At 40.4% G+C, this 594-nt stretch carries 1 protein-coding gene; it reads right to left on the reverse strand.

What is annotated here, in order from left to right:
• Window positions 1-362: pyridoxamine 5'-phosphate oxidase family protein (locus tag BP621_RS16660; RefSeq protein ID WP_349682093.1), on the reverse strand; the 362-nt coding region annotated here is incomplete at its 3' end.
• Between the last annotated feature and the right edge of the window lie 232 nt (window positions 363-594).

The raw sequence follows: 594 nt of genomic DNA on the forward strand, positions 1-594 counted from the left end.
GATTTCTCCCAGCCCTGTCCCATATCAACGAGAGGTCTCAGCTCAATGATCTCGAAGGTAACCGTTGCATACATCATCTGCGCAGCCTCCTCCCCGGCCATTTTTGCGATATGACTTTTAATCGTATCAAGCATTTCCCCCGACATTGCAGATTCCTTCATCTTCATATAAACCCTGATCCCTTTCCATTCCGTATCTTGTTCCATTATCAGGTATATCGCGTAAGGGTTTTCCTGAAGGTTTGAAAACGTGCGGTTCTTACCTGTTGCAACTACAACGGTCTTTTCATCGATCATATTGGGTGAGCCGAAAATAGCTGAATCTACCTTTCCGTCTTTACTCGCTGTGCTGAGAACCCCAATTCTCGGTTACTTGTTAAAGTAGTCCATCAATTTTGACGTCATATTAAATCCCCTATTACAAACTTATTTCTCGCCCTTCTCCTGAAAAATTGAATTAGAAAGCAGCTTTATCCTGAAGTATTCCAGGAAAAGAGCTTTATTAGATATGCAAGCTGCGATAAATATGAGTCGTAAATATTTTTAAAACTTCGCCTGAAGAATGAGAATACATTCTGAATTCACTGAATAATTT

It is taken from the genome of Methanosarcina sp. UBA5, from assembly GCF_002505485.1.
Taxonomy (GTDB): Archaea; Halobacteriota; Methanosarcinia; order Methanosarcinales; family Methanosarcinaceae; genus Methanosarcina.